General features: G+C 62.5%; 13 protein-coding genes. 5 read left to right on the top strand and 8 right to left on the bottom strand.

Features of this window, described 5'->3' with window-relative positions:
* Nucleotides 1-10 precede the first annotated feature (10 nt).
* The 3 genes from JAO75_RS21540 (at nucleotide 11) to JAO75_RS21530 (ending at nucleotide 2,247) form a co-directional block, all read left to right on the top strand.
* On the top strand, nucleotides 11-715 hold the full coding sequence (locus tag JAO75_RS21540; RefSeq protein ID WP_199051211.1) for a DUF899 family protein: 705 nt from the start codon (nucleotides 11-13) through the stop codon (nucleotides 713-715).
* A 108-nt stretch (nucleotides 716-823) separates the two neighbouring features.
* Complete coding sequence (locus tag JAO75_RS21535; protein ID WP_199051209.1) at nucleotides 824-1,447, top strand: hypothetical protein; 624 nt, start codon at nucleotides 824-826, stop codon at nucleotides 1,445-1,447.
* Between the two features lie 5 nt (nucleotides 1,448-1,452).
* Nucleotides 1,453-2,247, top strand: coding sequence for an aldo/keto reductase (locus JAO75_RS21530; protein WP_199051208.1), 795 nt, complete (start codon nucleotides 1,453-1,455; stop codon nucleotides 2,245-2,247).
* Between the two features lie 9 nt (nucleotides 2,248-2,256).
* Here JAO75_RS21530 and JAO75_RS21525 read toward each other — a convergent pair whose 3' ends face one another.
* Complete coding sequence (locus JAO75_RS21525; protein WP_199051206.1) at nucleotides 2,257-2,484, bottom strand: hypothetical protein; 228 nt, start codon at nucleotides 2,482-2,484, stop codon at nucleotides 2,257-2,259.
* Nucleotides 2,485-2,509: 25 nt separating this feature from the next.
* Nucleotides 2,510-2,923 carry an NADH:ubiquinone oxidoreductase subunit NDUFA12 gene (locus JAO75_RS21520; RefSeq protein ID WP_199051204.1) on the bottom strand — a complete coding sequence of 138 codons (414 nt, stop codon included), beginning with the start codon at nucleotides 2,921-2,923 and terminating at the stop codon, nucleotides 2,510-2,512.
* Between the two features lie 689 nt (nucleotides 2,924-3,612).
* On the opposite strand from JAO75_RS21520, the gene JAO75_RS21515 reads away from it, so the two are divergent.
* Nucleotides 3,613-7,311, top strand: a complete 3,699-nt coding sequence (locus JAO75_RS21515; RefSeq protein WP_199051203.1) for a vitamin B12-dependent ribonucleotide reductase — start codon at nucleotides 3,613-3,615, stop codon at nucleotides 7,309-7,311.
* 172 nt (nucleotides 7,312-7,483) lie between these two features.
* On the opposite strand, the gene JAO75_RS21510 is transcribed toward JAO75_RS21515, so the two are convergent.
* The 5 genes from JAO75_RS21510 to JAO75_RS21490 all read right to left on the bottom strand — a co-directional run bounded on the left by JAO75_RS21510 (nucleotide 7,484) and on the right by JAO75_RS21490 (nucleotide 12,059).
* Complete coding sequence (locus JAO75_RS21510; RefSeq protein WP_199051201.1) at nucleotides 7,484-8,152, bottom strand: hypothetical protein; 669 nt, start codon at nucleotides 8,150-8,152, stop codon at nucleotides 7,484-7,486.
* A 61-nt stretch (nucleotides 8,153-8,213) separates the two neighbouring features.
* The gene (locus JAO75_RS25540; protein ID WP_199051255.1) at nucleotides 8,214-8,567 is read right to left on the bottom strand and encodes a transposase; all 354 of its coding nucleotides are present in this window, start codon (nucleotides 8,565-8,567) and stop codon (nucleotides 8,214-8,216) included.
* 89 nt (nucleotides 8,568-8,656) lie between these two features.
* On the bottom strand, nucleotides 8,657-9,634 hold the full coding sequence (locus tag JAO75_RS21500) for a hypothetical protein (protein WP_199051199.1): 978 nt from the start codon (nucleotides 9,632-9,634) through the stop codon (nucleotides 8,657-8,659).
* Nucleotides 9,627-9,821, bottom strand: a complete 195-nt coding sequence (locus JAO75_RS21495; protein WP_199051198.1) for a hypothetical protein — start codon at nucleotides 9,819-9,821, stop codon at nucleotides 9,627-9,629. Before JAO75_RS21495 ends, JAO75_RS21500 begins: the two co-directional genes overlap by 8 nt.
* A 378-nt stretch (nucleotides 9,822-10,199) precedes the next feature.
* A complete protein-coding gene (locus JAO75_RS21490) occupies nucleotides 10,200-12,059 on the bottom strand; it encodes a S1C family serine protease (RefSeq protein ID WP_199051196.1) in 1,860 nt (619 codons plus the stop codon).
* Nucleotides 12,060-12,490: 431 nt separating this feature from the next.
* On the opposite strand from JAO75_RS21490, the gene JAO75_RS21485 reads away from it, so the two are divergent.
* Entirely contained in the window at nucleotides 12,491-12,733 is a 243-nt protein-coding gene (locus JAO75_RS21485) for a hypothetical protein (RefSeq protein ID WP_199051194.1), read from the top strand.
* Between the two features lie 128 nt (nucleotides 12,734-12,861).
* Here the strand turns inward: JAO75_RS21485 and JAO75_RS25270 are convergent, their stop codons facing one another.
* On the bottom strand, nucleotides 12,862-12,990 hold the full coding sequence (locus JAO75_RS25270) for a hypothetical protein (protein ID WP_281433540.1): 129 nt from the start codon (nucleotides 12,988-12,990) through the stop codon (nucleotides 12,862-12,864).
* Nucleotides 12,991-13,273 lie beyond the last annotated feature (283 nt).

Below are 13,273 nucleotides of genomic sequence, written 5' to 3'. Positions count from 1 at the left end.
GGAGCATCGTATGATCGACACACTCATTCCCGCCGAGGAACTCGCGCGCCGCGCGCCGGTGCGTTTTCCGAACGAAAGCGCCGAGTACCGCGCTGCGCGCGCAGCCCTGCTGGCGGAGGAGATCGAGCTGCGACGCCATCTGGAGCGCGTCGCAGCTCAGCGCCGCGCCTTGCCGCCAGGCGGCGAGGTAAAAGGCGACTACCGCTTTGAGGGCGAGAACGGCCCGGTGAGCTTTGCCGACCTCTTCGGCGACAAGCAGTCGCTCGCCGTCTACAGCTACATGTTCGGCCCGCAGCGCGAGCGCCCCTGCCCCATGTGCACCAACCTGCTCGGAGCGATCGAGGGCAACGCCGCCGACATCCAGCAGCGCATGGCGTTCGCCGTGGTGGCGCGCTCCCCGATCGAGCGGCTGATCGCCTGGAAGCGGGAGCGCGGCTGGACGAACCTGCGGCTCTATACGGACCTCAACGGCAACTACTCCCGCGACTACCACGGCGTTTTGCCGGATGGGTCGGAGATCCCGAGCTTGAACGTCTTCACCCGACGCGACGGAACCATCCGGCATTTCTGGAGCGGCGAGATGACCGGCGATTCCGCCGATCCCGGCCAGGACCCCCGCGGCGCCCCGGACCTCGCGCCCCTGTGGAACGTGCTCGACATGACGCCCGAGGGCCGCGGCACGGACTGGTATCCAAAGCTGGATTATCCTGGATAGTCTCTCGCGGATGTAGGAGTGCACCACTATAATGTTGGACTATCCGACAGCTGAGATGATCGGCTAAGCTTTTGGGCGTGGAATTGGCCCAGGAGCGAAGACATCTCCATGACGGAAGCCCAGACTCCAGGCGCCGATGCCCGCCAGCGGCTCGGCTTCTTGCCTGTTGCAGAGACAGCTGCGCTCGCCCGTTACGGCGTCCTGATCCCGGATCCCGGCTCCGTGTTGGTCTCGCCGGGCGTCCAGCTTGAAGAGGGCGTGGTGCTCTGGCCGGGTGTCATTCTTCAGGCCCTTGATGGCGGAACCATTGTCATCGGTGCTGGCACACAGCTTTTCCCTGGAAGCCGACTTGTTGCCTCAGGAGGATTGATCAAGGTCGGGACCCGGGCCGAGATCGGCGAGGAAGGCGGGTTCACCCTGAAGGCTGAGGCGGGCAATGTCATTGAGATCGGCGAAGGCGCGCGTCTTCTGGGCGGAGGATCGCTGACTCTGTCCAATCGGATCGGGCGCGGTGCGCAGGTGCTCGGCCCCATCCGGTGCCAGAACTGCACCCTGGGTGACGGCGGGACCTACCGGGATCCCGAGCCGGACCAGCGCGGCGGCGTTCTCAAAGGGTCGGGCGTCGCCCGTCAGATCAACGTGCCAACCGGCTCCGTCATCCAGGCTTTCGGACTGTTTTCGGACGGGACTCTCAGGCGGCAATCCTATTTTCACCCGAAGTCAGGGGGGTAAGCCGCATGCCGCATCACCTCAATGGTCCCGGCCTCAAGCTCGGCCTCGGCTTACTCTCAATCGGCCGCGCATGGGGTGTGAACAAGAGTACGCCGCCGAGTGAGGACGAGGCGCAAGTCTTGCTCGCCAAGGCCCTGGAACTGGGCATCACCATTTTCGATACCGCCCCGGCCTACGCGGAGAGCGAAGCCCGGCTCGGCCGCTTCCTCTCCGCCCTTGAGCCATCGGCCCGACGACGGCTGATCATCATGACGAAAGCCGGGGAGCATTGGGATTTCGGACGTGGCTCCAGCTTTGTCGACCATAGCCGCGATGCCCTGGTCCGAAGTATCGACCGCTCCCTCTCGCTTCTCGGAACCATTGATGTTCTGCAGCTTCACAAGGCGACGAGCGATGTCGTCACCCATCCCGACGTGATCGCCGCCATGGAGTATGCCCGGCGTTGCGGGGTCACCGCCTTCGGAGCGAGCGTCAGCGATGTGGAAGCAGGACAGCTCGCACTGGAAAGCGGATTATACGAGACGGTTCAATTTCCCCTGAACATGTCGAGCGCGAACATGGCCCCGATGCTGCCGGCACTGGAAGCGAGCGGCCGGGCTGCGATCATCAACCGTCCCTTCGCCATGGGGGGATTGCTGACGGGCCAGTCCTTCGAAGAAGCCGCCATGGCCGCGTTCTGCTTCATCGAAGAACATCTGCCCAGAGCCGTGATTCTCACTGGGACCGGAAAGGTCGCGCATCTTGCGCAGAACGTGAGTGCATTCCAGAACAGGCCTAAGGCTCGGCACTCCGTCTTCTAGGAGCCTTTCTCAAGACCAGTCCTGCTCCATCGGATTCGGCGCCGGCTCCCTCATAGGGTCGCCTGCTTTCACCCGCTTCTCGAAATGTGCCGTGGAGCAGGCATGCGAGCACAGGAGGCCGCGCTCCGACCAATAGGCCGGGCCGTTCTCGACCCGGCCGGCGTGGTAGCCGAAATCCGGGTGGCCATACGGCAGGCCGCACTCGATGCAGGTGCGGGTTTGGGTTTTCTTCAGCATGGGAGCGATGAGGCCGCCGGAGGCCTCACTCCCCGGGCGTCCACGGCACGTAGTCGCCGGTGGCGGCCGGGCGCTGGCCGGTGGAGAGATGCGACCCCTGCGGCCGGTAGGCCTGAGTCGTGCCGGTCATGTTCGGCACGAAAGGCTTTTCCCACGGATGCGGCTGGTAGGCCTCCTCGCTCGGGGGCACGTCGCCGTTGTGGCACATCCAGGCGCGCCAGCCGGGGGGCACCTTCGAGGCATCCGCCTCGCCGTTATAGACCACCCACCGGCGCTCGGCGCCCACATTGGAGTCGATCGCCTGCGCCTGGGTGTAGCGGTAGTACTTGTTGCCGAACTCGTCCGAGCCCACGAACACGCCCTTGCGCCAGGTGTAGAATCGCGTGCCGAGGGTCTGTCCGTTCCACCAGGTGAAGAACTGGGTGAAAAACTCTTTCATGCTGCTGCCGCCGGAGGGGTTCGTGAAGTTGCGCGGAATATGGCCGCTGCATCGGGCGAAGTCCAGCCTTCCCGGTGGCGAAAAGCCCGGCCTGATTCTCCGACTCGCCCCTTCCCCTGGGGCAAAGGCGAAATTGCCCGCATTCAGGCCATTTCGGGTTCCGACGGGGGCTCGACCGGCCGGCCGCGGCCGGCTCCGCGATTGATGCGCCGGCACAACATATACGGACCGTTAAGCATAACCCGAGCTGTGTCCTTGAGCCGGCGAAGCTTGGCCATTGCAAAAATCGGGAACGGATTCTCGGAGGAGTCTGAGAGGCTTAGCCGGAAGGGCAATTGTTATCCACAATTCTCACAGCTACACACAACATCTAGTTCGGAACTGTGAGCCGCGACACTAGTTCTTGACGTGAGGCTCGCAACACGACTAGCTTGCCGGGGTACCGACCAGAGACCGGCGGCCGACCTGAAAGGGCCGGTTGAACACTCCCCAGAGCAGGCGTCAGAGCCCGTGGCAACCCTGTTGCCGCGCCACCTGTGACGCCCGAAGGGGGCCGTAACTCAGGCGTGTTGCGTGGGCGATCCGCAAAACGGGTCGTTGGGGCGTCGAACAATAATTGTGGGCTGATGAGCTGCGGGGCAAATCGCGGCCAAGGAGATCTATTGTCTCCTGAACTTGGGAAAATCACTATGCGGATCGAGCGGCGTTATACGAAGTCTTGCCAATCGCCTTATTCCTCCCTCGCCTTCCGGCTCGCCACGAGCGAGATCCGCAATCCGGATGGCTCGGTGGTCTTCAAGCTCGAGAACATCGAGGTTCCCGAGACCTGGAGCCAGGTGGCCTCCGACGTGCTGGCCCAGAAGTATTTCCGCAAGGCCGGCGTGCCGGCCCGCCTGAAGAAGGTGGAGGAGAACGACGTCCCCTCCTGGCTGTGGCGCTCCGTGCCCGACGAGGCCGCCCTCGCCTCTCTGCCTGAGGATCAGCGCCTCGGCTCCGAGATTTCCTCCAAGCAGGTCTTCGACCGTCTCGCCGGCTGCTGGACCTATTGGGGCTGGAAGGGCGGCTACTTCTCGTCCGAGGAGGACGCCCAGGCGTTCTTCGACGAGCTGCGCTTCATGCTCGCCAACCAGATGGTGGCGCCGAACTCCCCGCAATGGTTCAACACCGGCCTGCACTGGGCCTACGGCATCGACGGCCCCGGCCAGGGCCACTATTACGTGGACTACAAGACCGGCAAGCTCACCAAGTCCAAGTCCTCCTACGAGCACCCGCAGCCGCATGCCTGCTTCATCCAGGGCGTCGAGGACGACCTGGTGAACGAGGGCGGCATCATGGACCTGTGGGTCCGCGAGGCGCGCCTGTTCAAGTACGGCTCCGGCACGGGCTCCAACTTCTCCAAGCTGCGCGGCGAGGGCGAGAAGCTCTCCGGCGGCGGACGCTCCTCGGGCCTGATGTCCTTCCTCAAGATCGGCGACCGGGCTGCCGGCGCCATCAAGTCGGGCGGCACCACCCGCCGCGCCGCCAAGATGGTGGTGGTCGATGTCGATCACCCGGACATCGAGAGCTACATCGACTGGAAGGTGAAGGAGGAGCAGAAGGTTGCGGCCCTCGTCACCGGCTCCAAGCTCGCCGCCAAGCACCTCAAGGCCATCATGAAGGCCTGCATCAACTGCGAGGCCGAGGGCGATGCCTGCTTCGATCCGGAGAAGAACCCGGCTCTGAAGAAGGAAATCAAGATGGCCCGCCGGGTGCAGATCCCGGACAACTACATCAAGCGCGTCATCCAGTTCGCGCGTCAGGGCTACACGGACATCGACTTCCCGGTCTACGACACCGATTGGGATTCGGAAGCGTATCTGACCGTCTCCGGCCAGAACTCCAACAACTCCGTCTCCCTGACCGACGACTTTTTGCGCGCGGTGGAAAATGACGCGGACTGGCACCTCACCGCCCGCAAGGACGGCAAGGTGGTGAAGACCCTCAAGGCCCGCGACCTGTGGGAGCAGATCGGCCACGCCGCCTGGGCGTCCGCCGATCCCGGCCTGCACTTCAACACCACCATGAACGACTGGCACACCAGCCCCGCCGGTGGCCGCATCCGGGCGTCGAACCCCTGCTCGGAATACATGTTCCTGGACGACACGGCCTGCAACCTGGCGTCCGCCAACCTGCTGCAGTTCTTCGACCGCCAGAACCACAAGTTCGATGCGGAATCCTTCGAGCATGCCTGCCGCCTCTGGACCGTGGTGCTCGAAATCTCCGTGATGATGGCGCAGTTCCCGTCCAAGGAGATCGCGCAGCTTTCCTACGAGTACCGCACGCTGGGCCTGGGCTTTGCCAATATCGGCGGCCTGCTCATGACCATGGGCCTTCCTTACGATAGCGACGCCGGCCGTGCGCTCGGCGGCGCCATCACGGCGATCATGACCGGCGTGTCCTATGCGACCTCGGCCGAGATGGCCGGTGAACTCGGGCCGTTCCCGAACTACAAGGCCAACGCCAAGCACATGCTGCGCGTGATCCGCAACCATCGCCGCGCGGCCCATGGCGAGGCGCAAGGCTACGAGGGCCTGGCCGTCAACCCGGTCCCGCTCGATCACGCCTCCTGCCCGGACGCCGACCTCGTCGCCCACGCCAAGTCCGCCTGGGACAAGGCGCTCGAACTCGGCGAGAAGAACGGCTACCGCAACGCGCAGTCCACCGTGATCGCGCCCACGGGCACGATCGGCCTCGTGATGGATTGCGACACCACCGGCATCGAGCCCGACTTCGCCCTGGTGAAGTTCAAGAAGCTCGCCGGCGGCGGCTACTTCAAGATCATCAACCGGGCCGTGCCCGATGCGCTCCGTGCGCTCGGCTACCGTGAGCACGAGATCGCCGAGATCGAGGCCTATGCGGTCGGCCACGGCTCCATGAAGCAGGCGCCCGCCGTCAACCCCGGCTCGCTTCGCGCCAAGGGTTTTTCGGACGACAAGATCGACGCGGTGGAGAAGGGCCTGAAATCGGCCTTCGACATCAAGTTCGTGTTCAACCGCTGGACGCTCGGCGAGGACTTCCTCACCGGCACGCTCAAAGTGCCGGCCGAGAAGCTCAACGATCCGTCCTTCGACCTGCTGTCGTTCCTCGGCTTCTCGAAGGCCGACGTCGAGGCCGCGAACATCCATATCTGCGGCGCGATGACCCTGGAAGGCGCCCCGCACCTGAAGGTCGAGCATTACCCGGTCTTCGACTGCGCCAATCCGTGCGGCAAGATCGGCAAGCGCTACCTCTCGGTGGAAAGCCACATCCGCATGATGGCGGCGTCGCAGCCCTTCATCTCGGGGGCGATCTCCAAGACCATCAACATGCCCAACGACGCCACCGTCGAGGATTGCAAGAACGCCTACATGCTGTCCTGGAAGCTGGCGCTGAAGGCCAACGCCCTCTACCGCGACGGCTCCAAGCTCTCGCAGCCGCTGAACGCTGCCCTCATCAGTGATGAGGACGAGGATGCGGACGACGCGGTGGAAATGGTCGCCGCCATGCCGGCCGCGGCCAAAGCCGCCCACGTGTCGGAAAAGATCGTGGAGAAGATCGTCGAGCGCGTGGTGGCCCTGCGCGACCGCGAGAAGATGCCCGACCGCCGCAAGGGCTACACCCAGAAGGCGGTCGTGGGCGGCCACAAGGTGTACCTGCGCACCGGCGAGTACGACGACGGACGCCTCGGCGAGATCTTCATCGACATGCACAAGGAAGGCGCCGCCTTCCGGGCCATGATGAACAACTTCGCCATCGCGATCTCGCTCGGCCTGCAATACGGCGTGCCGCTGGAGGAATACGTGGAGGCCTTCACCTTCACGCGCTTCGAGCCCGCCGGCTTCGTCCAGGGCAACGAGCGCATCAAGTCCGCCACCTCGATCCTCGACTACGTGTTCCGCGAGCTCGCCGTGTCCTATCTCGGCCGCAACGACCTCGCCCACGTGGACCCGTCGGAAGCAGGCCCCACCACCATCGGCAAGGGCGAGGACCAGTCGAAGGCGCCGGAGCCCGCCCCCGCCACGGCCATCGTGTCCCGCGGCTTCGTGCGCGGCAATTCCGACCGCCTCATGCTCATCCCCGGCGGCGGTGCCGGCGGCACGGGCGTGACCCAGCGCACGACCGGCATGACGGTCGGCGCGAACGCGCTCAAGGCCGAACTCGCGCAGCCCGCCGCGCAGGAGAAGCCGGTCGGCGAAGCCGAGATGTCCAAGCTCGCCTTCACGGCCCCGTCCGTCGCCGACCGGCGCGCCGAGGCCAAGATGAAGGGCTATGTCGGCGAAGCCTGCCCCGAATGTGCTAACTTCACGCTGGTGCGGAACGGGACATGCCTGAAGTGCGATACGTGCGGCAGCACGACGGGGTGCTCGTAATAGTACGACCTACCAAGCTAAAGCTCTCCTGCAGTTGAGCTTCGCTTTTCGCCAAGATGCGCGCCTGGCCCTCCGATGGAGGACCAGGGCCACACTCAAGATTGTGAGGTGAAGTCGCTCGCATTATATGCTCGGGCAAATCTGGAGCATTGTATGGACGCGTGACGGAAGTCTAAGAAACAGTTCGGCCTTTTGCTGTCACCGGATAAACTCTTGGCTCAACACTGTCCTTTTTTCGCGTAAATAGATTGAAGTTCTCCTGCATCATAAATGCAGTTTTAACGAGATTTAATTTAAGTAATTTATTGTCGACGGTTTTGCGATTAGCTTTGAACATTAAATGGTACAAAGCTGTCCAGAATACAGCAGCATCCCCGAAGGCAATATCTTCTGCTGGGCCAACGACCGAATTACATTTTCCTTCCGAAAAAATGTTACGAGCTAGTTTCGTGGTTGCGGCCGAGCAGGCAGAGATGAATAGGCGTTTTCCATCTAGAGCGGGACCGACCAGCCGACTGAACTCGCTAATTCCAATATCACCAATCGTGAAGTCGAATCCATCCTTGCTTCCGTGCATGGATAAGTGAAGGTATCTATAAGAACTTTCATTGAACACGTTAATAAAGTGCTCAAACTCTTCGTAGGTTCGCACGTAGTGATACTGAGGATCTTTACCGATCATTTTGAGTGAGCGCTCAATGATCTCCCCTTCACGGCGATTTGCCTCATCTTCAAATGTTAGAGACTCAATGATAAACACCTGGGGTTTAGTCTTCCTTTTAGGTTGAGTTACCTCTTCGAGAACTGATGTCTCTTCACTTAAAATTTCATCGATCCGCACAAGTCGCTTGTAATTTGACTCGATTAGCGCCGCTCAGGCACGAATTACTCTCAAATTTGACTCACCGAGGTCTCACAGCCGTCAACGGCACTTTCTCGCCCTTGCACGACGACCTGTAGCCTCTCGATGCCGCGGACCGCGACGGTACCTGAGTTGCGTCGAGAGATTTCAATTTCGGTTGATAATCCGTCGACCGCCTGCTGATGGGCTGCGGGCCTACTGGATCCTGCCTTGGGCCGCCGCGACATCGTCGAAAATGATCGTACACGCTCTGCCAGAACGGATACTCGTGCGGCAACAACCGCCAGGGTTCGCCGCCGCGCAGAATGTAGAGGATGGCATTCAGGACCAGGCGCAGGTCATGCTTGCGAGGACGCCCACGGCGTGTCGTGGAGGCAAGGAGCGGCGCCCGGATCGTTCACTCCGCATCGCTCAGGTCGCTGTCATAGAAGGAGGCTGTCATGCGCCCTTCAGATGGGCTCAACCCGATTTTCCAGACACCCTCTAATCCGCTCCGTGGCTTCGCGCGAGCTCTCGGACCTCCTTCTCCCGGCAGTCCCGGATGGCCTCCATGGGGCTCAGCCCGCCGAGAGCGTCGTTCGGCCGGACGAGCCATTCCAGCCGCATCCACGGCGATCGGATCGGCATCACGGCGAGGATCTCGCGCAGGATCAGGACCGTCATAGAGTCTCGCATCATGCAGGCCGGGACCACCAGACGCCCGTCCATCTCGACGGCGATCCAGGTGCCCTCCTCGACGGAGCGGCGCAGGTGATCGACCGAGACGCCGAGCCACTCGGCCGCCAGCTCCTCCTCGAGGTAGCCCCCGGCCAGCCGCAGGATCTCGCGCCTAGTGGCCTCGCCTTCCGCGATCAGGACGGCCTCCTCGGGAGGACGAGGGAGCTTCAGCCGCTTACCGGGAGCGCCCGAGCGGAGTGTCAGGCGCGGCAAGGGCACAGGCTGCCAACCCATCTCGCGGAGAGCCTCGCCGAACGTCTGCTCCTTCTCGGCATCCTCGCCCTCGGCGGCCAGATCCGTCACGACGGCATCCCGCGGAGCGACGCCCATGGCTCCCGTCGCTCGGACCTGCCGAAGCGCCTCCTGGAACTCCTCGTCATCACCCGCGGCTCCGCTGATCTCTTCGATGGAGCGGGCGCGATCGGGATCTCTGCCCTTCTCCGTCAGACAGCCGTACAGTGCCCGCCAATCGGAGGTGATCAGGTCCCCCCTCACCTCGCCGTACACAGGGATCGGGACACCGTCCACGAGCTCATACCGGCTCGGCTGAGTCCTCACCCATTCCTGAAACTCGGCCTCGCTCATCGGCACTCGGGGAGTCGGGGCCATCCCGGCCTCTGTTTCGTCACAGAACTTGGGAACGGGATAGCCATCCACAAGCTCCCATTTCTCCTCCTGGGTCTCGGCCCACTCCAGAAACTCGTCAGCAGTCATTGGGAGGCGCGGCATCTTCCGATCACCCATAGGCGGTCTCCTCAGGAGTGCGTCGTCTCGGCCTCGAGCGGCCGGCCGAGACGATACCACTAGCCATGGAACGGGCACACCCGTGATCCTCGGCCATCACCCAAAGGTCCGAGGTTCGGATCAGCCTGCCCTTGCCGGCGAGCGTCGGGTGCCCGTTTGCGCCGCCGACGAGGACGGGAATGGGCATGTAGTGTTCCATCCATCCGTCGAGGATCGTGGCATCGGCGGCGAGGGCGGAAGGATCTGTGTAGCTCCCACGATTTAATTGCCCAAAGCAGCCATATCGCGGCCCGATTTGCTTAACAGCTCGGCCCTTCCCCAAACCGGGCTGAAATAGCCCGGTTTGGGGACAATACCATCAATTCCCGACATCCCGGCCAAGGAATACCGCCTTCGGACCGTCGTTCCTTTGCAGGCCATCATTGACCTAATGAACAGTGCCACCGAGGACCTGTTGCGCTGCATAACCAGTCGGAGGTCACGAGAGTTTTCGTGTTGCTCCACATCTCAGTCAGCTCGGTGCCCGAATGTGTTCGCCTCCTAAAACAATCGATGGGCTAGCCTCTCAGTCACATCTGACGAACACGCTGATGCTGCTGGCTACATCAGCCAGATCGGGCGGCGAGAGGCGTGACACGCTAGAGGCATGCAGAACCTCGACCCGGGTGCTCTCCAGGAACGTGGTCAGCGCCCCAGCCTTGATCGCGAAGTTCACATTCTGGGGGACGTCTCCAATGGCAACCACCGTCTTGAGAGCATTGAGCTTGGATGTCACCACGCCGACGACGTTGCCATTCTCGTCCAACAGCGGCCCACCGCTGTTCCCCGGCTGAACCGGAGTTGAGATCTGGAGAAAGCGGCTATCGTCCCCGATACCTGCCAATGCTGTCACGTTGCCGAGGGTGAAGTTGCCGGAGCTCGCCAGGACGCTGTTGAGCGGGAAACCGAAGGCCGCGACTGCTTCCCCGAGACGAACGCCGGCTCGGATGGTCGCGAACTTGTCCGTCGGTTCATCGGCCTTCAGCAGTGCCAGGTCGTTGGTCGTGTCACGGGCCAGGATCCTAGCCGGAAGCGTCGAGCCATTGGAAGGCTTGATCTGGACAGAAGCGCAGCCCTCAATCACGTGGTTGTTCGTGACGACATGCCCCTCCCGGGTGACGAAGAAGCCTGTCCCGGAGGACGCACGCTTCTCCTCCTTGGGAGCCGGGCTCGGCGTGACAGGGGTCGGTCGCGCGACCGAGACACTTTCCGGCCGAGGGGCCGGGGCACTCCTCGGGATATATCCCCCCTCCTCAAGGTGCTTGCGCAAGGCCACCGGAAACTCAATGGTCCGCTCCCTCCCGTCCGGGCAGGACCCGCCCACCTTTGCCACCGTGCATTCGGTCAGGGGCCAATCGGTGCCTCTATCGTACAGGGGCAGCATCCGGTTCCAGGCATCATCGAACTCGCCCACGACGGCTTTTGTCGCCACCCAGGCTGCCAGGAACCCATTCGAGCGCCACAGGCTCGGCTCCCGGCTGGCGAGATATTCCATCCGGTAGAGTTCCTGGCGCATGTAGGTCCGGAAGGTCGGGTGCGCCGTCACATCAACGAGCCGGTCACCGGAGAGTCTCGAAATGCTCTCGGGCGCCCAAGATCCTGCATACGGCGCGAAAGTGTAGAGGAAGGTCTGGTCGACACTTAGCAGTTCGGCTGCGCCATCGCCGTCAATGTCATCGAAGGTGTAACCGCCGTCCCCGTCGATTGTCTTTCCCTGGATAACGCGCCACTCGGTTCCAACCTTCGTGGCAATCTTGGTCACGGTGCAGCAATGAGCGCCGCCCCAGAAGGACGAAAAGACCACCTGCGGCTCTGCGCTGGTGGGGTCGAGGCGTACGACGGCAACCTCGGCGTTCGGCACCTCATTCGAGCTTTCCTCAAGGCGCGCCGTGATGGCGAGACGGCCGTTCGCAGACCCGGTCAGGACGGGAAAGCGCCCGCTCTCCTTCCCGCTTGGAAGGCTTGAGACGGTGAGAACCAGTTCGCCGGAGCGCAGATTGACCTGTTTCGTGCCGTCGTACTTTGCCTGGATCAGAGGCTTAAAGGTCGAGGGCTTCCAGACCTCGGCAACGTATCCTTGTCCTCGGGTGATGATGGTGTCGCCGGGGATTTCGCCCGTGCGGACCAGCGCTTCCTTGTAAGCCCGGGGGTTCGGGATGCGCTCGGGACCGGCGACGATGGCGTACCATCCGTTCGTCGCCTGCATGACCCTGACGGTCGGAAAGCGCCAGCGGAAGGCATGGGCAACGCCGATGGCTTCATCGAGGCTCTGCCGGCTGGCCAAAGCAACCCAGCGAGCGTCACCCGAGAGCGTGAAGGAATCCGCTAAGGCCGATGAACCGAACGCACAAATCGCAACGCTAGCGGCAATGGAAACAATACGCATGACAACCCCCGACAGCCGCCACTCAGCCAACCCACTGCTGACCTGTCAACTCAGAACAACTGCGGAGACGACCTTGCCTACTCGAATCCGACGAGTCGCTGTCCCGCAGACATTCCGCGTCACTAATCGATGGTGTTCTCGCGCGGGATTGCGGGCACGAAACTATCCGTGATGTCTTTGTCCCTAGTCATAGAGCTCGTGCGAGCAGCGCGCCACACGGATCAGGCGCCGCATTTCTCGAAATTCGGAATACTAGGATACGCGCCAAGCTGGCCGCGTTTCGTGGCAGTGGATCACGTCTGGCTGTCTCCCGCCCGGGCGACGATCGTGAGCGTTTCCCCGCATTCCACAGCTCAAGAACAAACAAAGAACATTCCGCTGGAGGTCGGAGCATCGAATCAGTAACGTCGCGACTCTCAAGGGAGGTGACGATGGCTGACCAAGTTCAGGTCGCGAGCGATACGGACCAGTTGGAGGCTGATGTAACGGCCGTGATCGAGGCGTGCGGTGGCGATCCACGAACCGCCATTAAAGCCCTTCTCGTCGAGCAGCACATCCGGGAGCAACGGATCGAACGTCTCGCTGCGGCCCTGTCGTTCGGGTACGTCCGCGGGCGGACGGGGGTGATGCCGACCGGGGGTAGCTTCAGCCACCGTGAAACCACCCGATCATGATGGTCGCGTGACCTGGTACCGCTATCGGCTGAATCAAATAAGGAACGGTGAGGCGATCCATGCAACACGGTCATTCGAGAAAATCCCGGCGTCTCATGACACCGGAAGTCGCCGACAGGCTCTTGGAGTCACTGCGGCCAACGCGGCATCTCCTCACTCGAACCCTGGCCGACATCCCGATCGGTGGCGAGGAGTACCGACAGATCGACCGCGTTGTGCAAGAGATCGACGGGCTGGCCGAGATCCTGATCGGCCATGTGACTCACTATCATCAGAAGGGGCATTCCATACCAGTGCCCAACAAGGGATATGGCGGCGGATAGGCATGGAAAGCCACACGCCGACGCAGCAGGAGGCGGGCATGACGGGTTTTCGAGACCTACCGTTCGGGCAATCGGCAGTCGCCCCAAAGTCCGGTATTCGCCGCATCACGGACGTTCGGTGTACTTCCGAGATGTGCCAGTTTGTATGGTCCGGCCGTGCGTCGCAAGATGATGTTGGCAGAGTGACAAACGTGAGAGCTGCATCAATGTATTCGGC

The organism is Microvirga splendida, assembly GCF_016427565.1.
GTDB lineage: Bacteria > Pseudomonadota > Alphaproteobacteria > Rhizobiales > Beijerinckiaceae > Microvirga > Microvirga splendida.
Note: the sequence above shows the minus strand (reverse complement) of the source record. Positions and strands in the feature narration are given on the sequence as shown.